The following is a 21,831-nucleotide window of genomic DNA, read 5'->3' as shown; positions in this document are numbered from 1 at the left end:
ACCATGGACTTCGCGTTCGACGCGCGCACCGAGGAACTGCGCACCCGACTCCTCGCCTTCATGGACGAGTTCGTCTACCCGGCCGAGCAGGTGGCGCACGAGCAGCGCGCCCGGCTCGCCTCCCCGTGGGAGAACCCGCCGGTGGTGGCGGAGCTGAAGGCCGAGGCACGCCGGCAGGGGCTGTGGAACCTGTTCCTGCCGGACGCCGAGCACGGCGCCGGGCTGACCAACCTCCAGTACGCCCCGCTGGCCGAGATCACCGGCCGTTCCCCGCAGTTGGCGCCCACCGCCACCAACTGCGCGGCCCCGGACACCGGGAACATGGAGGTGCTGGCCCAGTTCGGCGACGAGCGGCAGAAGAAGCAGTGGCTCCAGCCGCTGCTGGCCGGTGAGATCCGCTCGGCGTTCGCGATGACCGAGCCGGAGGTGGCCTCCTCGGACGCCACCAACATCACCACGCACATCGAGCGGGACGGCGACGAGTACGTCATCACCGGCCGCAAGTGGTACATCTCCGGGGCGATGCACCCGGACTGCGCCGTCTTCATCGTGATGGGCAAGACCGACCCGGACGGCGCCGACATCCGCCGCCAGCAGTCCATGGTGCTGGTGCCGCGCGACACGCCGGGCGTCACGGTGAAGCGGGCCATGCAGGTGTTCGGGTACGAGGACCACTACCACGGCGGGCACGCCGAGGTGGTCTTCGACCACGCGCGCGTGCCGGCGTCCAACCTGGTCGGCGAGGAGGGCGGCGGCTTCGCCATCGCGCAGGCCCGCCTCGGTCCGGGCCGCATCCACCACTGCATGCGGCTGATCGGCATGGCCGAGCGGGCGATCGAGCTGATGTGCCGCCGGGCGGTGTCGCGCACGGCGTTCGGCAAGGCACTGGCCCAGCAGGGCGTGGTGCAGAACTGGATCGCCGACGCCCGGGTCCAGGTCGAGCAGTTGCGGCTGCTGGTGCTGAAGACGGCCTGGCTGATGGACACGGTCGGAAACCGGGGCGCGCACACCGAGATCCAGGCCATCAAGATCGCCACGCCGCGTGCGGTGGTCGCCATCCTGGACCGGGCGATCCAGTTGTACGGCGCGGGCGGGGTGAGCCAGGACTACCCGCTGGCCGAGCTGTACGCGGGGGCGCGCACCCTGATGCTGGCCGACGGCCCGGACGAGGTGCACCAGCGGTCGCTGGCCCGCCGGGAGCTGAAGAAGTACCTGTGACAGCCGGTACAACGCCTGTGACGGCAGGCAGGTAAGGGGCGGTCGCCGTGGCGACCGCCCCTTACGCGTTCCCATGAGGCCTACGGCCGCAGCGCCCGCAGCAGCAGGTCGGCCAGGTGGTCGGCGACCTCCTGCGGGGCCAGCGGGCCGCCCGGGCGGTACCAGGTGGAGAGGTGGTGGACCGAGCCGAAGTGGTAGTCCACCACCAGGTCGGCCGGGGTGGCCGTGGAGAAGACGCCCTGCTCCTGGCCCTCCTCGATGAGGGCGCGGAAGCGCTCGTGGTAGCGCCTGCGCTCGGCGCGCACCTGCTTGTTCTTCTCCGGGCTGAGGTGGTGCATGGAGCGGAAGAAGATCATCGCGTCGTCGAGGTTGTCGATCGTGGTGACGACGACGTCGGCGGCCGCGTCCCGCAGCCGCTTCTCCACCGGCTCGTCGGCGTTGGCGAAGGCGTCCAGCCGCTCCTGCTGGACGCGCAGCACGCGCGCGTACACCTCGTGCAGCAGATCGTCCTTGGAGCCGAAGTAGTGGTAGAGGGCGCCCTTGGTGACGCCGGCCGCCTCGACGATCTCCTGCACGGAGGTGCGGTCGTACCCCCGCTCGGCGAAGAGCCGGGTGGCAGCGGCCAGGAGCCGCTGGGGAACCGGGGTCCCGGCCGGGTCCGTCGTCCTGGGCACTGCCGCCACCTGCCTTTCCGTGGACCTACCGGTCCTGCTGTTCCTGCTGACTTCCACGTGTACGGGAACGCAGCTCCCGACGGAGGATCTTCCCACTGGTCGTCTTCGGCAACTCGGGCAGGATCTCCACCTGCCGCGGGTACTTGTAGGCGGCCAGTCTCTCCTTGCAGTACGCGGCCAGCTCCTCCGGGTCCGCCCGGGCGCCCGGACGCAGGCTGATGTACGCCCTGACGGTCTCCCCGCGGTACCCGTCGGGCACCCCGACCACGGCCGCCTCGCGGACCGCCGGGTGGGTGTAGAGGACGTCCTCGACCTCGCGCGGCCACACCTTGAAGCCGGAGGCGTTGATCATGTCCTTCTTGCGGTCGACGACGTAGAGCCAGCCCCGCTCGTCCATGAAGCCGATGTCGCCGGTGCGCAGCTCGCCACCGGGGAAGGTCTCGGCGGTGGCGTCGGGCCGGCGCCAGTAGCCGGGCACGACCTGCGGGCCGCTGACGACGATCTCGCCGGACTCGCCGAACGGCAGCTCCCGGCCCTCGTCGTCCACGATCCGCACCACGGTGTCCGGGCCCGGCACGCCCACCGCGAGCGTCCCGGAGACCGGGTCGACGGGCGCCTCCCGGCCGGGCGGCACGGAGGCGCAGGGCGCGGTGCACTCGGTGAGGCCGTAGCCGTTGCGGATGTACGGCCCGAAGCCGGCCCGGAACCTCTCCACCAGCGCGGGCGGCAGCGGCGCGCCGCCGGAGGAGATGACCGCGAAGGAGGAGAAGTGGTCCGCGGTGACGGCGGGGTGGGCGGCCAGCGCCATGAAGGCGGTGGAGGGGCCGACGGTGTAGTGCGGCCGGTGCTCGGCGAACGCCTCCAGCACCACGCCCGGCTCGAAGCGGTACGCCAGCACCAGCGTGCCGGCGCTGTTCAGACAGGCGCCGAACTGGCAGACCATGCCGGTGATGTGGAACAGCGGGGCCAGCGCGAAGTACACGGGCGCCTCGGGCAGGCCGAGTCCGGTGCTCTGCCGCTCGGCGTTGTACATGATGTTGGCGTGCGTGTTGGTGGCGCCCTTGGGGGTGCCGCTGGTGCCCGAGGTGTAGCTGATCAGGGCGATGCCGTCGGGCGCGGGGTCGCGGTCGGCGGGCGCGGTGCGGCCGGCGCGGGCGACGGCGACCAGGTCGTCGGCGTCGGCGGCCTGGGGCAGCCGCTCGAAGGCGAGCACGCGCGCGTCGTCGCGGGTCTGCAGGTCGCGTTCGCAGCCGGTGAGCACGATGCGCACCGGCGAGCCGGCGGCCGTCTCGCGCAGATACGACTCCCAGGCGCGGTCCGAGCAGACCAGCGCGGCGACCTCGCCGTCGGCCAGGACGTGGGCGACCTCGGCCGACTTGTACATGGGGTTGACCGGCACGACGACCGCGCCGGCCTTCCAGGCGCCGAGGACGGCGAGCACGAAGTGCGGGGAGTTCTGGAACAGGACCGCGACCCGCTCGCCGCGCTCCAGGCCGCGCGCGGCGAGGTGGCCGGCGACCGAGTCGCTCAGCTCGTCCACCTCGCGGTAGGTGAGGCGGGCGTCGAAGTAGGCGAGGAAGGTGCGGTCGGGGGCCTCGGCGGCCGAGCGGCGCAGGGCGTGCACGAGGGAGTCGGCCGGGTGGACCGGGGCGCGCTGGGCCTGGTCGAGCAGGTCCAGCCAGGGCTTGGCGGCGTAGCGGGAGGCGGGGGCGGCGGTCACCGGGTCTCCTCCCACTTGCGCTGGAGGTGGTTCATGCCGCTCAGCCAGCGGTCGGGGTCGGCGGCCCTGGCCTGGTAGAAGCCGGCGACCTCCGGGTGCGGCAGGATCAGGAAGCGGTCCTCCTCGATGCCCTTGAACAGGGCGTCGGCCACGTCCTCCGGTTCGATCGCGGTGGGCTGGAGCACCAGGTCGCCCGCGCTGCCGGTGGCGGCCAGCATGTCGGTGCGCACGCCCTGCGGGCAGATCGCGTGCACCTTGATCCCGCGGTGCCGGTACGTCAGTGACAGCCACTCGGCGAAGGCGTACGCGCCGTGCTTGGTGACGCTGTAGGGGGCGGCGCCGATCATGGTGAGCAGCCCGGCGGCGGAGACGGTGGAGACGAACCGGCCGGCGCCGCGCTCCAGCCAGTGAGGGAGCAGCGCCTCGGCGGCGCGGACGTGGGCCATGACGTTGACGTCCCAGGCCTGCGCCCAGACCTCCTCGCCGGCCGCCTCGGAGCCGCCGGAGGCGAGGCCGGCGTTGGCGCAGTACACGTCGACGGCGCCGCCGAGCGCGTCCCGCGCCTCGGCGACGATCGCGGAGGCGTCGCCCGGCACCGCGATGCCGCCGATCTCCTCGGCGACGGCGGCGGCCCGTACGGCGTCGAGGTCGTTGACGACGACCTTCGCGCCGCCTGCGGCGAACCGGCGGGCCAGAGCGGCCCCGATGCCGCCCCCTGCTCCGGTGACGACCACTCCCGCACCCTGAACGGCTTGCACCATCGGTCTCCTTCGACACGGCACGCTACGGCTCTGCCGCGCCACACTAACCGGTCGGTATGGAGTCCGGAAGGGGGGTTTCCGCCCGCTCCCCGATCACCGGGGCGGTCCGGCGCGTTCCCTGCCGTCCCGCCGCGCGCTAGCGTGCGTGGGCATGACACGTGCCGCGATCACGGAGGTCACCGTATGAAGCTGTCCCGACGGAGCCTGCTCGCCACGACGGCCGCGGTCGCGGCCACGACCGTCCCGGCCGGGCAGGCCCAGGCGGCCGGGCGGGGCCGCGACCGGTCCCTGCGGACCGGGTTCGAGCGGCTCGCCGAGAGCGGCTACCGCCTCCTGTCCGGGCAGCGCGTCGGCATCGTCACCAACCCGACCGGAGTCACCCGGGACGTGCGGCACATCGTGGACGTGATGCACGCCGACCGCCGGGTCGAGCTGACCGCCGTGTTCGGCCCCGAGCACGGCTTCCGCGGCACCGCGCAGGCCGGCGGCTCCGAGGGCCGCTACGACGACCCGGCCACCGGGCTGCCCGTGTACGACACGTATCTCAAGAGCGGACAGCCGCTCGCCGACGTGTTCACCGCCTCCGGCGTGGACACGGTCGTCTTCGACATCCAGGACGCGGGAGCCCGCTTCTACACGTACATCTGGACCCTGTACGACTGCATGGAGGCCGCCGCGCTGGCCGGCAAGCGGTTCGTGGTGCTGGACCGGCCCAACCCGGTGACCGGCCGCCAGGCTCTCGGGCCGGTGCTGCACAAGGAGTTCGCGACCTTCGTCGGACGGCAGCCGATCGCGCAGGCGCACGGCATGACGGTCGCGGAGCTGGCGCGGCTGTTCAACGGCGAGTTCCTGAGCACGCCGGTGGAGCTGGAGACGGTCCTGATGACCGGCTGGCAGCGGTCCGGCTTCTACGACGCCTCGGACCTGCCCTGGGTGCCGCCGAGCCCGAACATGCCCACCCCCGACACCGCCCTCGTCTACTCCGGCACCTGTCTGTTCGAGGGCACCAACCTGTCGGAGGGGCGCGGCACCACCCGCCCCTTCGAACTCCTCGGCGCGGAGGGCCTCGACGGGCGCTGGGCCGCCGCGGTGAACGCGCTCGGCCTGCCCGGGGTGCGGTTCCGCGAGGCGTACTTCGCGCCCACCTTCTCCAAGTTCCAGGGCACGACGGTCGGCGGGGTGCAGCTGCACGTCCACGACCGGGCCGCCTTCGACCCCGTACGCACCGGCGTCGCGCTGCTGGTCACCGCCAAGCGGGTCTGGGACGGCTTCGCCTGGCGGTCGGACGACTGGATCGACAAGCTCACCGGTTCGACGCGGGTACGCACGATGATCGACGCCGGGGCGGACACCGACGAGGTGGTGGCCGGGTGGAGCGGGGAACTGGCCGCGTTCCGGAAGGTGCGCGAGGGGTACCTGCTCTACCGGTGAGGTCCGGGGCGGACGCCCTGCGGGTGAGGCGTTCGGCGGGCGGCGGCCCCGACGGCTCCGGCGCACCGGCCCCCGCCGGGGCCGCGCGGCCCGGGGTGCGGTTTCCCGAACCCTCGATCCGGGGGCGGGCACGGTCGATCACCGTGTCCCGCCCGCCGAGGATGAGGGCATGACCGAGACGACGACGGACGCCGGGACGGAAACCGCCGCCCGGGCGCGGGACCTGCACCGCGACTACGGGCGCGGCGGCGCCGCGGTGCGGGCGCTGCGCGGGGTGTCGGTGGCGCTGGCGCCCGGCACCTTCACGGCGGTGATGGGGCCCTCGGGGTCCGGCAAGACCACCTTGCTGCACTGCCTCGCGGGGATGGACCGGCCCACGCGGGGCTCGGTCTGGTGGGGCGGTACGGAGGTGTCCCGGCTGCCCGAACGGCGGCTGGCGCGGCTCAGGCGGCGCCGGGTCGGGTTCGTCTTCCAGGCGTTCAATCTGATGCCCGCGATGACCGTCGCGCAGAACGTCGAGCTGCCCGGCCGGCTCGCCGGTGAACGCCCCGACCGCGAGCGGGTGCTGGACGCGCTGGCCCGGGTGGGGCTCGCCGGGCGGGAACGGCTCCGGCCCGGGCAGTTGTCCGGCGGGCAGCAGCAGCGGGTGGCGATCGCGCGGGCGCTGGTCACGCGGCCCCGGGTCCTGTTCGCCGACGAGCCGACCGGTGCGCTGGACCGGGCCACCGGGCACGAGATCCTCGCCCTGCTGCGCGCCGGTGTGGACCGGGAGGGGCAGACCTGCGCGATGGTCACCCACGACCCGGTCGCCGCCGCCTACGCGGACCGGGTGCTGCTGCTCGCCGACGGCGTGCTGGTGGACGAGCTGTACCGGCCCACCGCCGCCCGGGTCGGCGATGCGCTCAGCCGGCTGGGCGGGTGAACATGATGGCCCCGACCTTTCCGATCGCCCTCGGGCAGATGCGCCGACGTCCGGCCGCCTTCGCCGGTCTCGCGGCCGCGCTGTTCCTCGCCCTCGCCACCCTCACCCTGTTCGGTTCGCTGCTCGCGGCCGACATCGCCACCGAGGCGGCGGTCCGGCGTACGGCCACCGGCCCCTCGCTGACGGTGATCGCCGGGGCGTTCGGCGAGATCGCCGTGCTGGTGGCGTTCTTCGTCGTCGTCGGCGCGCTGGGCTCCGCGCTCCGTCAGCAGCACCGTGAGCTGGCCCTGCTGCGCACCATCGCGGCGACGCCCGGCCAGGCGCGGCGACTGGTCCGCTGCCAGGTCGTCGCGACCGCCTTGCTCGTCGCCGCGCCGGGCTGGGGTGCGGGCTCGGTGACGGCCCGTCTCCTCCTCGCCGAACTGCGGCGGCGGGGGATGGCGGCGCCGGGCGTACGGATTCCGGGCAGCTTGGCGCCCGGGCTGGTCGCACTGACCGCGGTGCTCGTCGTCGGCCTGGCCGCCTCGGCCGTCGCGGCCCGGCGGATCTCCCGGATCGCTCCCGCCGCCGCCCTCGCCGCGAGTTCGACGGAGCACAGGCGGACCGGCGTGCCGCGCCTGCTGGCCGGGATCGCCGCGCTGGCGGGCGGCGGTCTGCTGCTGCGCCTGGCCGCGACGCGGCCGGCGGAGCAGACGGACAAGGCAGGGCAGGCGGCGCTGCTCGGCGCGGTGGTGCTGCTGCTCGCCCTGGCCCTGGCGGGGCCCCTCGCGGCGCGCGCCGTGACGGCCGCGCTGGGCGCGCCGGTGCGGGCACTGGCGCCCGGCGCGGGCTGGCTGGCCGACGCGAACCTGCGCGGGTACGCGCGGCGGCTGTCGTCCGCCGTGGTGCCGGTGGCGCTGCTCGTGGGGCTGTCGGGCACCATGCTGATCATGACACGCACCGCCGGGCACGCCACGGACGCGTCGGCGGCCGGCGCCGCCTCCGCCACGGACGTCTGGCTGCGCCAGGCCGAGCTGACCATGCTGACCTGCTTCGCCGCCGTCTCCACGGTCAACACCCTGATCGCGGTGACGGCCGAGCGGCGCCGTGAGTTCGCGCTGCTGCGGCTGGTGGGCGCGACCCGGCCGCAGGTGCTGCGCATGCTGACCGCGGAGGCGGCGCTGAGCACGGCGGTGGGGGTGCTGCTGGGCGCGGCGGTCGCGGGCGCGGCGTCGGCCGCGTTCAGCAGGGCCGCGACCGGCTCTTGGGTGCCGTCCGTGCCGGTCGCGGCCTGTTGCGGCATCGCGGCGGCCGCGGCGGCGCTCACTGCCGCGGCCGTCGTGCCCGCGGGCCTGCGGGCACTGCACGGCCCGGCGGCGGAACTGGCGGGCGGCGAGCGTGACTGACCTCGGTGGGGCCCCGGGCGTCGGGGCGACGACGGGGACCGTGCCCGGGGAGGCGCCGGCCGCCGCGGCGGTGACGACGCCCGGACCGGGCGGGCCCGGCGCTGGGGGCGCGGCCCGCGCCGGGCGGCCGGCGGACACGGCGGGCGCCGGTTCGCCGTTGCCCTCCGCTGCGGCCGGACGGGCCGGGCAGGCCACGCGGACCGGGCGAGCCGAAGGCGCTTCGCCGAGCGGGGAGGCCGAACGGACAGGGCGAGCGGGGGCGTCCGCGCATGCCCAGGCAACCGGAGAGACCGAGGCCGCCGGGGCCGCGGCGTACGGGCCGGCTGCGGTGCCCCGACCGGGCGGGGCAGCCGGGCGGACTGAACGAGCCGGGCAGGACGGGGCGTACCAGCGGGTCGCGGCGACCGGGCGGGCCCGCGGGTTCGAGGCCGGGCGGGTCGGCGCGGGCCGGTCGGCCGGGCGAGGCGGGGCGGCCGGCCAGGGCGTGGGGGTTCGGGGGCGGTGTGGCTGAGGTGGTGCGGCGTTGGTTCGCCGTGCGCGGTGGGGAGTGGGGGTTCGCCGTGGTCGGGCTGCCGGTCGCCGTGGCCGGCGGGGTGTACGCGCTCGCCGTGCTGTACGCGGGGACGCTGCTGTCGCTGACCGTGCTCGGGCTGCCGTTCCTGGTCGCCGCGCTGCGGGGTGCACGGGGGCTCGGCGCGCTGCACCGGCGGCTGGTCGGCCGGCTGCTCGGCGAGCGCGTCGAGGCGCCGGCCGCGCTGCCCCGCCCGGCCGGGTTCGTCGCCCGCGGCCGGGTCGTGCTGGCCGATCCGGTCGCCTGGCGGACGCTGCTCTACCTGGTGCTGCGGCTGCCGCTCGGCGTGCTCGGGTTCGCCGCCGCCGTGGCACTCCCCCTCGGCTGCGGCTGGCTGACCGGCTTCCCGCTCTGGCGGCGGGCACTGGAAGCCGGTCCGCACGGGGTCGACCGGCTGGACGTCGTCTGCGTACCCCTCGGCCTGGCCCTCCTCGCCGCGGTGCCCGGGGCCGTACGGGCGCTGAGCGCGGCGAACCGGGGGCTGGCCCGGCTGCTGCTCGGCCCCGCCCGCACCCAGCGGCGCGTCCGGGAACTGGAGACCGCCCGCGCCACCCTGCTCGCCGAGAACACCGACCGGCTGCGCCGGCTGGAGCGCGATCTGCACGACGGCACCCAGGCCCGGCTGGTCGCCCTCGCCATCACCCTCTCGCTGGCCGACGACGCCCTCGCGCCCGTCCCGCACCCGGACCTCGGCCGGCTGCGCGCCCTGGTGGACCGCGCCCGCGGTCAGACCGACGAGACCATCGCCGAGCTGCGGCGGCTCACCCGGGGCATCAATCCGCCCGTGCTGGACGGCGGCCTCGCCGAGGCGCTGCCCGCCCTCACCGCCACCTCCCCGGTGCCGGTCGCCGTCCGGCTGGACCTGCCGGAGCGCCCGGACCCGGCGGTCGAACGGGCCCTCTACTTCTGCGCCGCCGAACTGCTCACCAACGTCGCCAAGCACAGCGGCGCCCGCGCGGCCGAGCTGACGGCGCGCACGGCCGGCGGCCGCGTGCGGCTGACGGTGCGCGACGACGGCCGCGGCGGTGCGGCGGCGGGGACCGGCACCGGGCTGTCGGGGCTGGCCGGGCGGCTCGCGGCGGTGGACGGCGTCCTGCGGATCGACAGCCCGCCCGGCGGCCCCACCGTGATCACCGCCGAGCTGCCGGTGCGTCTGTGACCGGCGGGCCACCGGTGGCGGGCGGTCACCTCCCGCTGTCCTCCAGGTAGGTGAGGACGGCCTTCACCCGGCGGTTGTCGGTGTCCGCCGGATGCAGGCCGAACTTGGTGAAGACGGCGGCGACATGCTTCTCCACCGCCCGCTCCGACACCACCAGCAGCGCGGCGATGGACCGGTTGGAGTGCCCCTGGGCCATCAGCTGGAGCACTTCGCGCTCGCGCGGGGTCAGGGCGTCCACCCGGCTGCTGCGCCCGCCGCGCATCAGCTGGGTGACGATCTCGGGGTCGAGCGCCGTGCCCCCGTCGGCGACGCGGCGCAGCGCGTCCACGAACTCGGAGGTGCGGGCCACGCGTTCCTTCAGCAGGTAGCCGACGCCCGCCGCGCCGTGGGCCAGCAGCCGCGCGGCCCAGGCGATCTCCACGTGCTGGGAGAAGACCAGGATGCCCACCTCGGGCGCCCGCCCGCGGATCTCCACGGCGGCCCGGATGCCCTCGTCGGTGTGGGTGGGCGGCATCCGGATGTCGACCACGGCCGCGTCGGGCCGGTGCGCGTCCACCGCGGCGAGCAGGTCGGGCGCCGTCCCGGCGGTGGCCACCACCTCGCAGCCGCGGGCGCCGAGCAGCTCCACCATGCCGTCGCGGAGGACGACGGAGTCCTCGGCCAGTACCACGCGCAGACGCCTGTCGATCACCACGCCATTATCGGGGCCGGCCGACCGGGCGCGTGGCGGGGGCGGTGCCGCGCCCCCGCCACGCGTCGTACCGTTCCGGGCGGTCACCGGTGCGAGGTGTACTCCACCACCTGCTGGAAGGTGGGCCGGTTCTGCCAGCTGATCCTGCCGTGCTTGATGCCGCCCAGGGCGCGCTGGACGATCGAGTCGGCGCACCACTGGTCGCCCGCCGAGCACTGGTCGTCGCCGGGGTAGACCTGCGCGGCGGTCAGCCCCGCGGCCTGCTTGAGGCTGCCGAGCAGGCTGTCCCGGCAGGCGTTCAGGTCGCCGTTCCCGCAGAACTTCCGGGCCAGCGGCCCCTGCACGGACTCACCGAGCACCGCCCGGATGTCCTTGTCGACATAGCTCCACCAGCCGTACTGGAAGGCGCTGCCGGCGTGCGAGCCGGTCGGGCCGTGTCCGGCGGAGGGGGCCTCGTCGACGGGCAGGTTGGCCCCGATGGCGGTGTAGAGGCCGCTGCCGAGGCCCGGTTCGAACTCGGCCTTCACCAACAGCGGCCACCAGGCGTCCAGGATGCGGATGGCGTCGGCGTTCGCGTACGTCTTGGAGCCGGCCGAGGTCTCGGTGCGCTGCGCGCCGGCCGCGACCCAGGTCTTGAGCCTGGCGACCGCCGCGGCGGCCGTCGGGTCGGTGACCGCCGACGTGTCGATCACTTTCAACAGCTCGGGCAGGACGTCCTCGGCGCGCAGGTCGGCGAGGGCGGCGTCCGCCATCGCCCTGGTCAGGGCGGAGCGGGTCACGCCGCCGGCCGCGACGAGCTTCCTGACCCGGTCCTCCAGCAGGTTCCCGCGGTGCACCGAGCCCTCGCCCCAGGGCGCGGCCGCGTAGTCCTTCGCCTGCTTGTTGTTCCAGGAGATGTAGTAGTCCTGGTCGATCGAGTTGGGGTGGGCGGAGGCGGGGGTGTAGTCGGCGGTGTTGGCGGCCGGGTCCCAGCCCTGCCACTCGTACGCCGGCTGCGCCCACACCGGGAACTCGGCGTCCACGCCGCTCGCCCGCACCGGGTTGTCGCCGCTGTTGTAGTAGGCGGTGTGCCGGGAGTCGGCGTAGAACCAGTTGAAGGTGAAGTTGATGTGCTGCGCAGCCTTCTGGAAGTCGGCGGGACCCTTCACGAAGTCGGGGTCGTTGAGCATCTGGAAGCCGATGATGGAGTCGGCCTCGTGCAGGTAGGAGGAGCGCAGGCTGGTGTAGGCGACCTTCTTGCCGCCGACCGTGGCCCGGTACTGGACGGGGCCGTACTTGGTGCGCCACACGCGCATCGTGTAGGAGCCTGCCGCGGTGCCGTCGGCGACGGTGTGCTTCCAGGAGTTGGCCTGCTGCACCTGCTCCATGGCCGTGCAGGTGCCGTGGTACAGGTAGTGGTGGTCGTCCTGGCACAGTTCGACGGCGTAGGTGTCGATGATGTCCTGGCCGGAGGTGGTGGCGGACCACGAGTAGTCCTGGCCGCGCCCGAGTTCGACGTACATGCTCAGGCCCGCGAAGGAGGCGCCGCGGGCGCTGATGCCCGGGCCCTGGATCTCCTGGAGCAGGAGCAGCTGGGGGGCGAAGTAGCCGGTCTGCGGGCCGAACACGGCGACGGGGTGGCCGCTGGCGGTGTGCGCGCCGCTGACGACGAGGGCGTTGGACATGCCGCGCCTGGCCGAGGACAGAGTCGACTTGGCGGCCGTGGTGGTGGCGCTCTCGGCGGCGGCGCCGGCCGCGCCGCCGGTGCGGTCGTAGACCAGGGGCTCGTCGGTCACCGAGCCGGGGTCGGGCAGCGCCTGGCCCCTGGGGTTCGCGGGCTTGGCGGCGTAGGGGAAGCTCTGGCCGTCGTGGAGGGTGAGGACGGCCTCGGGGTCGTTGCGTTCGCGGAAGGACTCCCAGACCCTGGTGCCTTCCTCGACGCCGTACTTGGCCTGCGCGGCCAGCAGGGAGAGGGCGTTGTCGACCTCGCCGCCGCCGCCCGAGCCGAAGAGGGAGCCGACCACGGAGGCCAGCGCGACCAGGTCGGTGACTTTGAAGTGGTCGATGGCGCCGGAGTTGGTGATGGCGTCCTTGTGTCCGGTCAGGACGTACTCGCCGGGGAAGTAGCGGCCGGGATCGGCGGCGTCGATGTAGGCGTTGATGCCGGCGAGGTAGGCGTTGACGTCGGCGAGGGCCTGCTGACCGCGGTCGCCGGCCTTGGCGACGGCGCTGTCGATCTGGGCCTGGAGGTCGGCCTCGGTGTAGGGGGCGTTGCGGTAGAACTGCTGCTCCAGGCCCTGGTTGGCGGGGGCGCCGCCGGCGAAGGAGGTCAACTGGCCGCGTCCGACGTGCCGGAAGACGTCCATGAGCCACAGCCGGTCCTCGGCGGCGGCGTACCCGGCGCCGAACTCGGTGCCGTAGCGGGTGGTGCCGGTGATGTGCGGGACGCCGGTCCTCTTGTCGCGGACGATCGTGACGTCGCCGCGGCCGGCGGGCTTCTCGGTGGAGGCGACCTGTCCGGCGGGGACTCCGAACGAGGCGTCGTTGAAGAAGCTGTTGATCTTGTCGTCGGTGAGCGCCGGGTAGCCCTTGGCGAGGTTCGCGTACGGGCCGAGCTGGTCCTCGGCGTGGCTCGGCTGGGTGCCGAAGCCCTGGTTGAGGAGGATCTGGGCGAGTGTGGCGTTGCCGTTCTCGCCGGGCGGCAGGATGTCCGAGCACTGGCCGCCGCAGTAGTCGTCCGCGGCGGCCTTCGGGGCGGTGTCGGCGGCCATCGCCGGGGAAAAGGGCGCCAAAAGACCGGCAACGAGGACGCATACGGATGCGGTCTTCAGGAACCCGGGGAATCTGCGGGGAGTTCTCACTTCGTCGAGCGCGTCATGTGGGGTGCGCCGTGGCATGGGCAGCTCCTCCCGATGGGGTCGGCCCGGAGGTTACCGCCGGTACACCCGAGTTGGAAGATGAGCATGCGTCACTTTTCGAAGGGAGGGCTTTCTCGCGGCGGACATGACGGTCAACAGGGGCGGAGTTATGGCAGACATCGGAAATCGGATGGAGCCGGATCGCCGGTCGGCACGTCTACTCGGCGACGCTCGTACGACGGCCGCGCGTGAAGGGCCGTGCGACGCCGCCGAAGTGACCGATGTACAGGTGCAGGTGTGACGGAGGTGCAGGGCGATGGCCGGTTTCCGGAGTCTGGCGAGACAGGTGAGGGACCCGCGGTGCGATCTGGCGCTGCGTCGGTACTCGCTGCGCAAGTGCCTGGAGCGGTTCGCTCCTTACGGGCACCGGGCGACCTGGGACCATCTGTGCTCCCGGGCCGGGTTCGGTCCCGAGGACAGGTCCCCCGATCCGGTGCGGCTCGTGGCCGCACTGGAGGAACTGGAGGAGGCGCGCTCGGTGTGGCTCGACTACGAGGCGTCCTTCGCGCGGCGGCGCAGGAGGGAGAAGCACGACGGGCTGCGCCGGCCGGGCAGCGTGGACGACTGGCACCGCCTGACCTGGGGCGGCTTCGGGGTGGCCTGGTGCGACGACCCGAGGGTGCATCCCGGTGAGCCGCTGGCGGAGGTGCTGCGCCGGCTGATCGCCGCGCTGGAGCGCGAGCCGGGCGCGGCCTGCCCGGTGTGCGACGGTGAGCGCCTGGTCTGGCGCTACGGCCTGGACCACGAGCCGTCCTCGGGCCCGGTCTGCGCGGACTGCGGGATCCTGGTCCCCCGTCCGGTCCTCACCGACGAGGCCATGGCCCACGCCAGGCGGGGCCGACTGCTGGTGTCGGCCTGAGGGGGCGGGCGTCTGTGCGCCCCCTCACCGCGGGGCCGGCCCGCCCGCCGGGCGGGTCCGGGGCGCCCGCCGGGCGGGTCCGGGGCGCCCGCCGGCGCTGCCCGTGGAACCGGGTGCGGGGCGGGGCGGCCCCCGCCGCGGGCCGGTCAGCCCGCAGGACGGGGCGCGGGGTGCGCGGCGGCGCGACCCAGCCGGGCGCTGCGTACGGCGGGCGCGTCCGCTGCGCGGAGGCTGGGGGCACGGCGGCCGTGCCCGCCGGGCGGGGGCGCCGGGCGGGGGCGCCGGGTCCGGCGGGGCGGTCGTGGCCGCCGGACGCCGTACGCGGGTGGGACGCCCCATGCGTCGGCCGGAAGAGCGGGTGAGAGGTCCCGTGAGCCGGACGGGCGCGCCGGGCGCCGGCCCCCGCCGCCCGTGCGGGGACGCCGATCCCGTACGGACCAAGGCGCCCGGGCTCGTCGTGCCGGCGGCTGGACACCGCGCCGGGCGAGGATCGGCGTGTCGAAAGGCGGTCGTGGGCCCCTCTCCCGCACGCGTGCGGTCGCCAGGCGCGGGAATCCGGCCCGCCCGGCTCCGGGACGAGCGGCCGGACCGCCGGTCGGCGGACGGCGCACCGTCGGGGTGCGGGCCCCGAGGGCCACGCCCTCCCGGGCGGCGCCTACGCCGCGCCGCCGCCCTTCGTGCCGCGGCGCTCCTCCATCAGGCGGGATCCGGTGCGGTGCTCGCCGAAGACGTCGTCCGGGTTGGACAGCACGCAGGTGTCCAGGGACAGGCAACCGCAGCCGATGCAGTCGGTGAGGTGATCGCGCAGCCGGTTCAACTGCCGGATGCGCTCGTCGAGTTCGGACCGCCACCGCTCGGAGAGGCGAGCCCAGTCCTCCTTGGTGGGCGTGCGTTCCTCGGGGAGTTCGGCGAGCGCCTCGCGGATCGTGGCCAGCGGGATTCCGACGCGCTGCGCGGCCCGGACGAAGGCCACCCGGCGCAGGGTGTCACGGGAGTAGCGGCGCTGGTTGCCGCTGGTGCGGCGGCTGCTGATCAGGCCCTTGGACTCGTAGAAGTGCAGGGCGGAGACGGCGGCGCCGCTGCGCGCGGCGACCTGGCCTACGGTCAGCTCGTGGATCTTGCCGGGAATCTGGGGCACTCGTCACAGCCTACCCACCGTGTCGCACCCGGCCGCCGTTGACAGGGGCCGTCGCCGCTAGCATGCTAAGCAGTTGCTTAGACAATGACGTGCGATGCGAGAGGCCGGGCACATGGCAGAGCCGAGGATCTTCACCTCCGTCGACGAGCTGAAGGCGGCGGTGGGCGAGCAGCTGGGGCACACCGACTGGCTGGAGATCGACCAGAAGCGGATCGACCTGTTCGCGGAGGCGACCGGCGACCACCAGTGGATCCACGTGGACCCGCAGAAGGCCGCGGCGGGCCCGTTCGGCACCACCATCGCCCACGGCTACCTGACCCTGTCCCTGCTGCCCCTGTTCGGGCCGCAGCTGATCGCGGTCGAGGGCGTGAAGATGGGCGTCAACTACGGCACCAACAAGGTCCGCTTCCCCGCCCCGGTCCCGGTCGGCTCGCGGCTGCGCGCCACCGCCGTGATCACCGGCGTGGACGACGTGCAGGGCGGCGTGCAGGTGACCGTCGCCTTCACCGTGGAACGCGAGGGCGGCGACAAGCCCGTGTGCGTGGCGGAGTCGGTGTCCCGCTACTACCTCTGAGCGCCGCCGGGGGGCGGGAAGCCGGGCCGCCCCTTCGGAGGGCACCGCCCTTGTGGGGCGGCCAGCGTCCTACCCCCGCCCCGCCCCCTCCGGCTTCGCGCCGACCATGCGGAGGACCAGGTCGGCGTAGAGCGTGCCGACCTCCTCCGGGGTGTAGGGGCCGTCGACGTTGAACCAGCGGGCCACGTCGATGCACAGGGAGAGCACGGCCAGCGTGGTGCCGTGCACGTCCAGCACGTCGAACTCGCCCGCGGCCACGCCCTCCTCGATGATCGCGCGCACCACGGCGTCCACCTGGCGGCGCAGCGCGAGGATCTCGGCGCGCGCGTCGGGGCCGAGCGAGTCCAGTTCGTACTGGACGACGCGCGCGGTGGTGCGCCCGCCGGCGTGCCAGCGGACGAAGGAGCTGACCGCGTCGGCGAGCCGGTCGGCCGCGCCGCCCTCGCCCCGGGCCGCGGTGCGCAGGATGTCCAGGGCCTTCTCGTGGCCGATCCGGCTGATGCGGTGGAGCAGCTCTTCCTTGGTCTTGTAGTGGATGTAGAGCGCGGCCGGGCTCATCCCGGCGCGGCCCGCGATGTCACGGGTCGTCGTCGCGTGGTAGCCCCGCTCGGCGAAGGCCTCCACGGCTGCCACCAGCAGCCTCCGGGCCGCGTCCGGGGTGACCTCGCCCCACGGCTGCGCGTCGCCGCCCGTCTCCTCCGCCGTACTCATCGCTCACAAGCCCCTTTCTGCGTCCGGGGCACCACCATACCGCCGAAGCTGAGCGGGCGCTTAGCGGAGCGGGCGGGCTGCGGGCACGGGCCTCACAGCTTCTCGAAGGGGTCGTGCTCGGCGAGCAGCTTCTCCAGCCGGGCCTGGTCGACCCGGCTGACGATCTGCCCGGCCTCCTGGCGGTCCCGGATCACCTTGGCGAGCGTGAAGGCGGAGGTGACCAGGTACAGCACGGCGATGGCGAGGAAGCCCCGGACCCAGGCGTCGGTGTCGAGCCGGAAGATGCCGACGGCGGTGGCCGCGAGGGCGATGGAGAACGAGGCGACGGCCTGGCCGTAGAAGGCGGCCGTGCTCTGCTGCTTGACCGGTGTGTCACTCATGCCCGACAGCATCGGCGGATGTGGCCGCGGCCACATCCGCCGGGATACTCAGTCCGGGTACTCATACCGGGTACTCGGCCGCGGCACCGGACCCACCGGGGGCGAGGGCGGCTTCAGAAGGCGGAGACCCCCGTCAGCGCCCGTCCGATGACCAGCTTCTGGATCTGGCTGGTGCCCTCGTAGAGGGTCATCACCCGGGCGTCGCGCAGCAGCTTGCCCGCCGGGTACTCGTCGATGTAGCCGTAGCCGCCGAAGACCTGGAGGGCGTTGTTGGCGGCGCGCACGGCGGCCTCGGAGGCGAACAGCTTGGCCTTGGAGGACTCCACGGCGAAGGGCAGGCCGCGGTCGATCAGGTCGGCGACCCGCCAGGTCAGCAGCCGGGCGGCGTCCACGTCCACGGCGATGTCGCTGATCAGTTCCTGGACGAGTTGGTGGTGGGCGATGCTCTTGCCGAACTGTTCGCGCTCGCCGGCGTAGCGGACCGCGGCGTCCAGCGCGGCCTGGGCTATCCCGACGCAGCCGGCCGCCACCGACATCCGGCCCTTGGCCAGCGCGGACATGGCGACCGCGAAGCCCTTGCCCTCCGGGCCCAGCATGGCGGAGGCCGGCACCCGCACGTCCTCCAGGACGAGTTCGGCGGTGGCCTGGCCGCGCAGGCCGAGCTTGCCGTGGATGGTGCGGCGGGTCAGGCCGGGGGTGTCGGCGGGGACGAGGAAGGCGGAGACGCCCTTGTGGCCGGGGGCGTCGGTGGAGCGGGCGAAGAGCAGGACGACGTCGGCCCAGGTGCCGTTGGTGATGAACATCTTGGCGCCGTTGATGACGTAGTCGTCGCCGTCGCGCACCGCCCGGGTGGCGAGGTTGCCCGCGTCGGAACCGGTGCCGGGTTCGGTCAGGCCGAAGCAGCCGACGTACTCACCGGAGGTCAGGCCCGGCAGCCAGCGCCGCTTCTGCTCCTCGTCGCCCCAGGCGGCGACGGTCTTGGCGACCAGGCCGAGGGAGACGGAGACGATGCCGCGCACGGAGGAGTCGCCGCGGCCGAGTTCCTCGGTGACCAGGCAGTAGGCGAGGTGGTCGCCGCCGGAGCCGCCGTACTCCTCGGGGACGGTGAGCCCGAGGAAGCCGACCTCCCCGAGCTTCTTCACGAGCGACCGGTCGACCTCCTCGGCGCGGTCCCAGGCGACGACGTGGGGGGCGATCTCCCGCTCGACGAAGTCCCGGGCGAGCTGCCGCACCGCGGTCTGCTCCTCGCTGAGGCCGAGGTTCATGACGGATCACCCCAAAGATGACAGATCTTGAAAGCCGTACATTTAAATTAACACTGCTAGTTTTACCCCGCAGCCCTACTATGTGGGCCATGGCCCGACCGCGCAAGCCCCTCCTCAGCACCGACCGCATCGTCACGACGGCGCGGGAGCTCGTGGACGCCGAGGGCCTGGCGGCCGTCTCCACCCGGCGCCTCGCGACCGAACTCGGGGTCAGCGGGCCCTCGCTCTACAACCACTTCCGCACCAAGGACGAGATCCTGGAGGCGGTCGCGGACTCGGTGAGCGCGCAGGTCGATCTGTCGATGTTCGAGGACGGCCGGGAGTGGCGGACCGCGCTGCACGACTGGGCCGTCTCCTACCGGGCCGCCCTGCGCGACCACCCGAACATCGTCCCCGTGCTGGCCCGCGGCCCCGGCCGCCGCCCGGCCGCGCTCCGGCTGGCCGACGCGGTCTACGGCGCGATGGTCGACGCGGGGTGGCCGCCGGCGCAGGCGACCTCCATCGGCGCGCTGATGCGGTACTTCATCATGGGTTCCGCGCTCGGCTCCTTCGCCGGCGGCTTCGTGGACGACGCCAGCGCCTACGACCCCGCCGACTACCCGCATCTCGGCCAGGCGCACCTGCTGGCCGAGCAGCAGGAGAAGATCGACGAACGGGCCTTCGAGGCGGGGCTGTCCGCGCTGCTGGACGGTCTGGCGCAACAGTACGAGCAGGTCGGGCGAGGGGCGTAGGCCGCGTCCGGGCCTGCCCCCGGACGACGGCGAGCCGGACGGCCGCGACGACGTACGCGGTGCCGGCACCGGTGGTGCTGATGTCGTGGCCGCTGCCGGGCGAGGCGCCGGGCGCGCTGCCGCCGGCGGGCGGGGTGCCGTGCCTGGCGGGCGTCGCGGTTCGCCGTCCCGACGGCGCCGGCGGGACGGCGGCGCGGGCACGTGTCCTGACCGGCTCGCGGGCGCCCGTCGCGTCCGCCGTGCGGGACGGGCGCGGTCAGAACACCACCAGGGACCGGCCGCCCTTGCCGGCCGTCATGTTCTCGAAGGCGGCCGGGATGCCGTCCAGGGCGATGCGTTCGGTCACCAGGGCGCTCAGGTCCAGGCGGCCGGTGCGGACGTGGTCGGCGAGGACGGGGAGGTCCCGGGCCGGGTCGCAGTTGCCGTAGACACAACCGGTGAGGGTGCGGCCCCAGTGGAAGATCTCCAGGGCGTTGAAGGTGACCTGCTCGTCCTTGCCGCCGATGCCGACGACCGTCGTACGGCCGCCCCGGCGGGTGGACTCCCAGGCGGCGCGGATGGTGACGGCGCGGCCCACGCACTCCACGGCCACGTCGACGCCCTGCTTCCCGGTGAGGGCGCGGATCTCGCGGGGCGTGTTCCCGGAGGCGACGACGTAGTCCGTGGCGCCCGCCGCGCGGGCCAGCTCTTCCTTCTTCGGGGACACGTCGACGGCGACGATCCGTTCGGCGCCCGCGATCCGGGCGGCCTGGAGGGTGGCGAGGCCGACTCCGCCGACGCCGAAGACGGCCACGGTCTCCCCCGGCCTGACCTCGGCCGCGTGGTGGACCGCGCCGTAGCCGGTGAGGACCGCGCAGCCGAGGAGGGCGGCGTCGGCGAGCGGGACGCCCTCGGGCAGGGGCAGGACGCAGGAGGAGGCGACGACGGTCTCCTCGGCGAAGGCGGCGACGTTCAGTCCGGGGTGCAGCTCGACGCCGTCGGCGGTGCGGGCGTAGACGTCGGCGGTGCCGTTGAGCGCGTTGGCGCACAGCCACACCTCGCCGAGCGAGCAGGCGTGACAACTGCCGCAGGATGGCGCCCAGTTGAGGACGACGGAGTCGCCGGGTGCGACATGGTCGACGCCCTCCCCGACGGCGAGCACGGTGCCTGCGCCCTCGTGGCCGAGGACGGCGGGCACCGGGACCCGCATGGTGCCGTTGGTCAGCGACAGGTCGGAGTGGCAGACCCCGGCGGCGGCCAGGCGCAGGCGGACCTGGCCGGGGCCGGGCTCGGGCAGCTCGACGGAGGTGATCTCCAGCGGGGCCCCGATGGCGGGCAGGACGGCGGCGCGTACGGCCATGGCTCGTGACTCCCTTAGAACTGGAGGGACTTGGTCTGGAGGTACTCGGCCAGGCCGTGCCGGCCGAGTTCCCGGCCGACGCCGGACTGCTTGTAACCGCCGAAGGGGGCCAGCGGGTTGAACCGGCCGCCGTTGATGTCGACCTGACCGGTGTCCATCCGGCGGGCGAAGGCGACCGCCTCCTCCTCGTCACCCGCCCACACCGCGCCGGCCAGGCCGTAGACCGTGCCGTTGGCGATCCGCAGGGCGTCGTCCTCGTCGTCGTAGCGCAGGACCGACAGGACCGGGCCGAAGATCTCCTCCTGGGCGACGGTCATGCCGGGCGTGACGTCGGCGAGGACGGTCGGGGCGACGAAGTAGCCGCGCTCGCGTGGGGCTTCGGGGCCGCCGGCGACCAGGCGCGCGCCCTCGGCGACACCCTGCTCGATGTAGCCGCGCACCCGCTGGAGCTGCTTGGCGTTGACCAGCGGGCCGATCCGGTCGCCGTACTTGGCGGCAGCGGCGGCGGCGAGTCCCACCGCCTCGTCGTACCGGTCGCGGTGCACCAGCATGCGGGTCCAGGCGCTGCACGTCTGGCCGGAGTTGGACATGACGTTGGCGACGCCGACGTTGACCGCCCTGGCTAGGTCGGCGCTGGGCAGGATGACGTTGGCGGACTTGCCGCCGAGTTCCAGGGCGACCCGCTTGACGGCGGCGCCGGCCGTCGCGCCGATCCTCCGGCCGACGGCCGTGGAGCCGGTGAAGGAGACCAGGTCGACGTCCGGGTGCTCGGCGAGCGCCTGGCCGGCGACCGGGCCGAGGCCGGTGACCAGGTTGACGACGCCGGCCGGGACCCCGGCCTCGTCGACCGCCTCGGCGAACAGCTGGGCGGTCAACGGAGTGTCCTCGGCGGGCTTGAGGACGACCGTGCAGCCGGCGGCCAGCGCGGGGGCGACCTTGGCGACGATCTGGTGCAGGGGGTAGTTCCAGGGCGTGATGGCGCCGACCACGCCGACCGGCTCGTGGAACACGGTCGAGTTGCCGACCACCTCCTCGAAGGCGTACGTCGCCGCGAGGCCGGCGTAGGAGCCGGCGACCGCGATCGGCACGCTCGCGTGCACCGCCTGCGAGAACGCCAGGGGCGAGCCCAGTTCGGCGGTGACGGTCTCGGAGATCTCGTCCTTGCGGGCGGCGAGGACGTCCCGCAGGGCGGCCAGGCGCGCGGCTCGTCCGGCGGGCGGGGTGGCGGCCCAGCCGGGCAGGGCGGCGCGGGCGGCGCGCACCGCCGCGGCCACGTCCTCGGCGGTGCCCGCGGGGACGGTGGCGATGACCTGTTCGTCGGCCGGGTTCACCACCTCGATGACGTCCCGGCCCACGGCGGGCCGCCAGGCGCCGTCGATGTACATGCCGTCGTGTGCCTTCATGG

The 21,831-nt window shown here is 74.2% G+C and carries 19 protein-coding genes and 1 pseudogene; 9 read left to right on the top strand and 11 right to left on the bottom strand.

All coding sequences use genetic code 11. The features are described 5' to 3' along the window. Positions 1-3 precede the first annotated feature (3 nt). Positions 4-1,218, top strand: a complete 1,215-nt coding sequence (locus tag AB0N63_RS13630; protein WP_365528284.1) for an acyl-CoA dehydrogenase family protein — start codon at positions 4-6, stop codon at positions 1,216-1,218. A gap of 80 nt (positions 1,219-1,298) precedes the next feature. Here the strand turns inward: AB0N63_RS13630 and AB0N63_RS13625 are convergent, their stop codons facing one another. From AB0N63_RS13625 to AB0N63_RS13615, 3 genes are read right to left on the bottom strand one after another with little or no spacing between them, the layout of a single operon-like run. Continuing rightward, positions 1,299-1,892: a TetR/AcrR family transcriptional regulator gene (locus AB0N63_RS13625; RefSeq protein ID WP_365528281.1), complete on the bottom strand. Its 594-nt coding sequence runs from the start codon at positions 1,890-1,892 to the stop codon at positions 1,299-1,301. A gap of 25 nt (positions 1,893-1,917) precedes the next feature. After that, positions 1,918-3,612 carry an AMP-binding protein gene (locus tag AB0N63_RS13620; protein WP_365528278.1) on the bottom strand — a complete coding sequence of 565 codons (1,695 nt, stop codon included), beginning with the start codon at positions 3,610-3,612 and terminating at the stop codon, positions 1,918-1,920. Continuing rightward, complete coding sequence (locus tag AB0N63_RS13615; protein ID WP_365528276.1) at positions 3,609-4,373, bottom strand: SDR family oxidoreductase; 765 nt, start codon at positions 4,371-4,373, stop codon at positions 3,609-3,611. The genes AB0N63_RS13620 and AB0N63_RS13615 overlap by 4 nt, the downstream gene beginning before the upstream one ends. Before the next feature lie 183 nt (positions 4,374-4,556). On the opposite strand from AB0N63_RS13615, the gene AB0N63_RS13610 reads away from it, so the two are divergent. The 4 genes from AB0N63_RS13610 to AB0N63_RS13595 all read left to right on the top strand — a co-directional run bounded on the left by AB0N63_RS13610 (position 4,557) and on the right by AB0N63_RS13595 (position 9,841). Further along, positions 4,557-5,804 (top strand): DUF1343 domain-containing protein, encoded by a 1,248-nt coding sequence (locus tag AB0N63_RS13610; RefSeq protein WP_365528273.1) that lies wholly within the window; start codon positions 4,557-4,559, stop codon positions 5,802-5,804. A gap of 169 nt (positions 5,805-5,973) precedes the next feature. Further along, positions 5,974-6,726 (top strand): ABC transporter ATP-binding protein, encoded by a 753-nt coding sequence (locus AB0N63_RS13605; RefSeq protein WP_365528271.1) that lies wholly within the window; start codon positions 5,974-5,976, stop codon positions 6,724-6,726. Positions 6,727-6,731: 5 nt separating this feature from the next. Next, on the top strand, positions 6,732-8,111 hold the full coding sequence (locus AB0N63_RS13600; protein ID WP_365528268.1) for an ABC transporter permease: 1,380 nt from the start codon (positions 6,732-6,734) through the stop codon (positions 8,109-8,111). Between the two features lie 503 nt (positions 8,112-8,614). Continuing rightward, a complete protein-coding gene (locus AB0N63_RS13595) occupies positions 8,615-9,841 on the top strand; it encodes a sensor domain-containing protein (RefSeq protein ID WP_365528266.1) in 1,227 nt (408 codons plus the stop codon). 25 nt (positions 9,842-9,866) lie between these two features. On the opposite strand, the gene AB0N63_RS13590 is transcribed toward AB0N63_RS13595, so the two are convergent. Beyond that, positions 9,867-10,532, bottom strand: a complete 666-nt coding sequence (locus AB0N63_RS13590; protein ID WP_365528264.1) for a response regulator transcription factor — start codon at positions 10,530-10,532, stop codon at positions 9,867-9,869. An 83-nt stretch (positions 10,533-10,615) separates the two neighbouring features. After that, the gene (locus AB0N63_RS13585; RefSeq protein ID WP_365528262.1) at positions 10,616-13,408 is read right to left on the bottom strand and encodes a penicillin acylase family protein; all 2,793 of its coding nucleotides are present in this window, start codon (positions 13,406-13,408) and stop codon (positions 10,616-10,618) included. A 277-nt stretch (positions 13,409-13,685) separates the two neighbouring features. Between AB0N63_RS13585 and AB0N63_RS13580 the strand changes: the two genes are divergently transcribed. Beyond that, positions 13,686-14,288, top strand: a complete 603-nt coding sequence (locus AB0N63_RS13580) for a hypothetical protein (protein ID WP_365528259.1) — start codon at positions 13,686-13,688, stop codon at positions 14,286-14,288. A gap of 655 nt (positions 14,289-14,943) precedes the next feature. Here AB0N63_RS13580 and soxR read toward each other — a convergent pair. Next, positions 14,944-15,426 (bottom strand): redox-sensitive transcriptional activator SoxR, encoded by a 483-nt coding sequence (soxR, locus tag AB0N63_RS13575; RefSeq protein ID WP_365528257.1) that lies wholly within the window; start codon positions 15,424-15,426, stop codon positions 14,944-14,946. Between the two features lie 112 nt (positions 15,427-15,538). Between soxR and AB0N63_RS13570 the strand changes: the two genes are divergently transcribed. Then, complete coding sequence (locus AB0N63_RS13570; RefSeq protein ID WP_009187791.1) at positions 15,539-16,000, top strand: MaoC family dehydratase; 462 nt, start codon at positions 15,539-15,541, stop codon at positions 15,998-16,000. Between the two features lie 69 nt (positions 16,001-16,069). Here AB0N63_RS13570 and AB0N63_RS13565 read toward each other — a convergent pair whose 3' ends face one another. The 3 genes from AB0N63_RS13565 to AB0N63_RS13555 form a co-directional block, all read right to left on the bottom strand. Then, positions 16,070-16,711 carry a TetR/AcrR family transcriptional regulator gene (locus tag AB0N63_RS13565; protein ID WP_365528254.1) on the bottom strand — a complete coding sequence of 214 codons (642 nt, stop codon included), beginning with the start codon at positions 16,709-16,711 and terminating at the stop codon, positions 16,070-16,072. Between the two features lie 92 nt (positions 16,712-16,803). Next, positions 16,804-17,091 carry a YiaA/YiaB family inner membrane protein gene (locus tag AB0N63_RS13560; RefSeq protein WP_009187793.1) on the bottom strand — a complete coding sequence of 96 codons (288 nt, stop codon included), beginning with the start codon at positions 17,089-17,091 and terminating at the stop codon, positions 16,804-16,806. 113 nt (positions 17,092-17,204) lie between these two features. Next, a complete protein-coding gene (locus AB0N63_RS13555) occupies positions 17,205-18,356 on the bottom strand; it encodes an acyl-CoA dehydrogenase family protein (protein WP_365528251.1) in 1,152 nt (383 codons plus the stop codon). An 89-nt stretch (positions 18,357-18,445) separates the two neighbouring features. Here AB0N63_RS13555 and AB0N63_RS13550 point away from each other — a divergent pair, with 89 nt between their 5' ends. Together AB0N63_RS13550 and AB0N63_RS13545 are read left to right on the top strand one after the other, a co-directional pair. Then, on the top strand, positions 18,446-19,087 hold the full coding sequence (locus tag AB0N63_RS13550; RefSeq protein WP_365528249.1) for a TetR/AcrR family transcriptional regulator: 642 nt from the start codon (positions 18,446-18,448) through the stop codon (positions 19,085-19,087). Between the two features lie 20 nt (positions 19,088-19,107). Continuing rightward, positions 19,108-19,254: pseudogene (locus tag AB0N63_RS13545) on the top strand (EamA family transporter); the annotation flags it as partial. Between the two features lie 89 nt (positions 19,255-19,343). On the opposite strand, the gene AB0N63_RS13540 reads toward AB0N63_RS13545, so the two are convergent. Further along, positions 19,344-20,426: a Zn-dependent alcohol dehydrogenase gene (locus AB0N63_RS13540; RefSeq protein ID WP_365528246.1), complete on the bottom strand. Its 1,083-nt coding sequence runs from the start codon at positions 20,424-20,426 to the stop codon at positions 19,344-19,346. A 14-nt stretch (positions 20,427-20,440) separates the two neighbouring features. Next, positions 20,441-21,829, bottom strand: a complete 1,389-nt coding sequence (locus AB0N63_RS13535; RefSeq protein ID WP_365528244.1) for an aldehyde dehydrogenase family protein — start codon at positions 21,827-21,829, stop codon at positions 20,441-20,443. Positions 21,830-21,831: the final 2 nt, after the last annotated feature.

Origin of the sequence: Streptomyces sp. NPDC093260 (assembly GCF_040683715.1) — a bacterium.
Classification (GTDB): Bacteria; Actinomycetota; Actinomycetes; order Streptomycetales; family Streptomycetaceae; genus Streptomyces; species Streptomyces sennicomposti.
This window is presented reverse-complemented; position numbering and strand designations above follow the sequence as displayed.

What these genes read in the sequence shown, in the direction of transcription:
- AB0N63_RS13630 (WP_365528284.1), top strand. Translation starts at nt 4, where the DNA reads ATGGACTTCGCGTTCGACGCGCGCACCGAGGAACTGCGCACCCGACTC.
- AB0N63_RS13615 (WP_365528276.1), bottom strand. Translation starts at nt 4,373, where the DNA reads ATGGTGCAAGCCGTTCAGGGTGCGGGAGTGGTCGTCACCGGAGCAGGG.
- AB0N63_RS13610 (WP_365528273.1), top strand. Translation starts at nt 4,557, where the DNA reads ATGAAGCTGTCCCGACGGAGCCTGCTCGCCACGACGGCCGCGGTCGCG.
- AB0N63_RS13605 (WP_365528271.1), top strand. Translation starts at nt 5,974, where the DNA reads ATGACCGAGACGACGACGGACGCCGGGACGGAAACCGCCGCCCGGGCG.
- AB0N63_RS13600 (WP_365528268.1), top strand. Translation starts at nt 6,732, where the DNA reads ATGGCCCCGACCTTTCCGATCGCCCTCGGGCAGATGCGCCGACGTCCG.
- AB0N63_RS13585 (WP_365528262.1), bottom strand. Translation starts at nt 13,408, where the DNA reads ATGCCACGGCGCACCCCACATGACGCGCTCGACGAAGTGAGAACTCCC.
- AB0N63_RS13580 (WP_365528259.1), top strand. Translation starts at nt 13,686, where the DNA reads ATGGCCGGTTTCCGGAGTCTGGCGAGACAGGTGAGGGACCCGCGGTGC.
- AB0N63_RS13570 (WP_009187791.1), top strand. Translation starts at nt 15,539, where the DNA reads ATGGCAGAGCCGAGGATCTTCACCTCCGTCGACGAGCTGAAGGCGGCG.
- AB0N63_RS13565 (WP_365528254.1), bottom strand. Translation starts at nt 16,711, where the DNA reads ATGAGTACGGCGGAGGAGACGGGCGGCGACGCGCAGCCGTGGGGCGAG.
- AB0N63_RS13560 (WP_009187793.1), bottom strand. Translation starts at nt 17,091, where the DNA reads ATGAGTGACACACCGGTCAAGCAGCAGAGCACGGCCGCCTTCTACGGC.
- AB0N63_RS13555 (WP_365528251.1), bottom strand. Translation starts at nt 18,356, where the DNA reads ATGAACCTCGGCCTCAGCGAGGAGCAGACCGCGGTGCGGCAGCTCGCC.
- AB0N63_RS13550 (WP_365528249.1), top strand. Translation starts at nt 18,446, where the DNA reads ATGGCCCGACCGCGCAAGCCCCTCCTCAGCACCGACCGCATCGTCACG.
- AB0N63_RS13540 (WP_365528246.1), bottom strand. Translation starts at nt 20,426, where the DNA reads ATGGCCGTACGCGCCGCCGTCCTGCCCGCCATCGGGGCCCCGCTGGAG.
- AB0N63_RS13535 (WP_365528244.1), bottom strand. Translation starts at nt 21,829, where the DNA reads ATGAAGGCACACGACGGCATGTACATCGACGGCGCCTGGCGGCCCGCC.